The organism is Criibacterium bergeronii (assembly GCF_001693775.2).
GTDB lineage: Bacteria > Bacillota > Clostridia > Peptostreptococcales > Filifactoraceae > Peptoanaerobacter > Peptoanaerobacter bergeronii.
In genome coordinates, this window is the sequence record NZ_MBEW02000056.1 from 1 (window position 1) to 3,283 (window position 3,283).

The following is a 3,283-nucleotide window of genomic DNA, read 5'->3' on the forward strand; positions in this document are numbered from 1 at the left end:
CCATGGGGTCTTTCCGTCCTGTCGCAGGTTCCCGGCATCTTCACCGGTATTACAATTTCACCTGGTCTGTTGTTGAGACAGTGCCCAAATCGTTACGCCTTTCGTGCGGGTCGGAACTTACCCGACAAGGAATTTCGCTACCTTAGGACCGTTATAGTTACGGCCGCCGTTTACTGGGGCTTAAATTCAAAGCTTCGTTTCCTGACTTCTCCTCTTAACCTTCCAGCACCGGGCAGGCGTCAGCCCCTATACTTCACCTTGCGGTTTCGCAGAGACCTATGTTTTTGGTAAACAGTCGCTTGGGCCTTTTTTCTGTGACCTATTTCTAGGCATCCCTTTTCCCTAAGTTACGGGATCATTTTGCCGAGTTCCTTAACAACAGTTCTCCAGTCGGCCTTGGGTTTCTCACCCCTCCCACCTGTGTCGGTTTACGGTACGGGCTACTTCTATCTCAATAGAAACTTTTCCTGTCAGTGTGAAATCAGATCCTTCGTCTCATTCGACTCCCCATCACACATCTGCTTTTTTGATTAGCGGATTTGCCAACTAATCAGCCTTTGTGCTTGGACGTGCTCTTCCAGTCGCACGCTAATCTTATCCTCCTGCGTCATTCCTTCTTGTCTTTGTCGATAGTTGTAGGTACAGGAATTTTTACCTGTTGTCCATCAGATACGCTTTTCAGCCTCTCCTTAGGTCCCGACTTACTCTGAGCGGACAAACCTTCCTCAGAAATCCTTGGGTTTTCGGCCATGAGGTTTCTCACCTCATTCTCGCTACTCATGCCAACATTCTCTCTTGTATAAAATCCACATTTACTTACGTTCTTGCTTCTGCTCTTATACAATGCTCTTCTACCATCCGTTACACTTAACTAAAATCTTAATCTTGTATGTTTTTTCTTTTTTGGAATTTTCTTTCTAACTTCGTTGTCATGCTTTTCATACTTGATTAATTTCTTAGTTAAGTGTAACGGATCCAAAGCTTCGGTAGTACGTTTGAGCCCCGATAATTTTCGGCGCAAAATCACTCGACCAGTGAGCTATTACGCACTCTTTTAATGTGTGGCTGCTTCTAAGCCAACATCCTGGTTGTCTGTGCAATTTCACATCCTTTTCCACTTAACGTACATTTTGGGACCTTAGCTGTTGGTCTGGGCTTTTTCCCTTTTGACTATGGATCTTATCACTCATAGTCTGACTGCCTTTTATATTTACTGGTATTCGGATTTTGATAGTTTTCGGTAATCTTTGCGACCCCTAGAACATTCAGTGATCTACCCCCAGTAAACTTGTTAAAGACGCTAGCCCTAAAGCTATTTCGAAGAGAACCAGCTATCTCTAAGCTCGATTGGAATTTCACCGCTACCCACAAGTCATCCCCGCATTTTTCAACATACGTGGGTTCGATCCTCCATTTCCTGTTACGGAAACTTCAATCTGCTCATGGGTAGGTCGCTTAGTTTCGGGTCTATGTTGTTTAACTTTTTGCCCTTTTAAGACTCGCTTTCGCTTCGGCTTTGAAACTTAATTTCTTGACCTTGCTATTCAACATAACTCGTTGGCCCGTTCTACAAAAAGTATGGTATCACTTGCGCTCTACCTGTTTGTAAGCATATGGTTTCAGGTTCTTTTTCACTCCCCTCCCGGGGTTCTTTTCACCTTTCCCTCACGGTACTTTTTCTCTATCGGTTGATTAGTAGTATTTAGCCTTTGGGGGTGGTCCCCCTTTCTTCGGGCAGAATTCCTCGTGCTCTACCTTACTCTGGATGCTACCTGTTTGGTCTGCATTTCGTCTACGTGACTTTTACTCTCTTTGGTCAAGTTTTCCAACTTGTTCGACTATGTTTTCCAATACTTTATGGTAGTCCGTACCCCAGATGAATTTCTTCTTCTGGTTTGGGCTGTTACCATTTCGCTCGCCGCTACTTTGGTAATCGATGTTTCTTTCTTTTCCTACTGGTACTTAGATGTTTCAGTTCCCAGCGTTCCCCTCCATAATCTATTTATTCAATTATGGATACCTAATATCTCTATTAGGTGAGTTTCCTCATTCGGATATCTATGGTTATAGCGGATGTTTGCTCCTTGCCATAGCTTTTCGCAGCTTGCCACGTCCTTCTTCGGCTCTAATCACCTAGGCATTCACCTTATGCTCTTTGTTCCTTAACCTTGTCTCACTTGTTTTTTTGTCACAATTTATTGTTTTTCTTCTTCTTCTCCTCACTCATGACCTTTTAGGTCTATTCGTTCGTCGTTTGGTCGTAAAGCAATTCTTGTGTCAAATTTTCTTAGTGATTTGTTTTTTATCTGGATTGTTGTTCAGTAATTTCTTACTGTACTGTTTTGATAAAATTGTAATATAACCTGGACATTTAGATTTAGACTTTGTTTTGTAGTTGATTTTCTTTTTCTACTTTTTACTTTATCCTGGATAACTTTTATTTTGTATTTTTTGTATTTTCATACTTTAATACGCTGTTGTAGTTTTCCTATCTTTTATGTCTAGCGCTATATTTTTTTGATGATATGCAGTTTTCATGGTACTACTATACTTTGTACTTTTTATTGTTATTTGTTTTAACAACTTTTTTTGTACTGTGTATATTCTTTTTTTTGTTGTTTCTTGGTGGAGACAAGGAGATTTGAACTCCTGACCCCCTGCTTGCAAGGCAGGTGCTCTCCCAACTGAGCTATGCCCCCAGTATGTCACTATTATTTTTAATAGTGGTTAGGTTTATTTCTCTTTAGTTGTTCGATCTTACCTTACTTATGAACAACAAGAAAAGGATAGTAAACTTTTTCTCCTTAGAAAGGAGGTGATCCAGCCGCACCTTCCGATACGGCTACCTTGTTACGACTTCACCCCAGTCACTAAGTTCACCTTAGGCGGCTTCTTCTTGCGTTAGATCACCGACTTTGGGTGCCCTCAGCTCCCATGGTGTGACGGGCGGTGTGTACAAGACCCGGGAACGCATTCACCGCAGCATTCTGATCTGCGATTACTAGTAACTCCGGCTTCATGTAGGCGAGTTTCAGCCTACAATCCGAACTTAGACTATTTTTTTCAGGTTTGCTCTTCCTCACGAATTCGCTTCTCTTTGTTATAGCCATTGTAGCACGTGTGTAGCCCTAAGCATAAGGGGCATGATGATTTGACGTCATCCCCACCTTCCTTTAGGTTATCCCTAACTGTCTTTCTAGAGTGCCCAGCTTAACCTGCTGGCAACTAGTAATAGGGGTTGCGCTCGTTGCGGGACTTAACCCAACATCTCACGACACGAGCT

At 42.4% G+C, this 3,283-nt stretch carries 1 tRNA gene and 2 rRNA genes; all 3 read right to left on the reverse strand.

Annotation, left to right across the window (positions count from 1 at the left end):
• A 23S ribosomal RNA gene (locus BBG48_RS10570) occupies positions 1-2,168 on the reverse strand; the annotation flags it as partial.
• Between the two features lie 455 nt (positions 2,169-2,623).
• A tRNA-Ala gene (locus BBG48_RS10575) sits at positions 2,624-2,699 on the reverse strand.
• A gap of 109 nt (positions 2,700-2,808) precedes the next feature.
• Positions 2,809-3,283, reverse strand: a 16S ribosomal RNA gene (locus BBG48_RS10580); the annotation flags it as partial.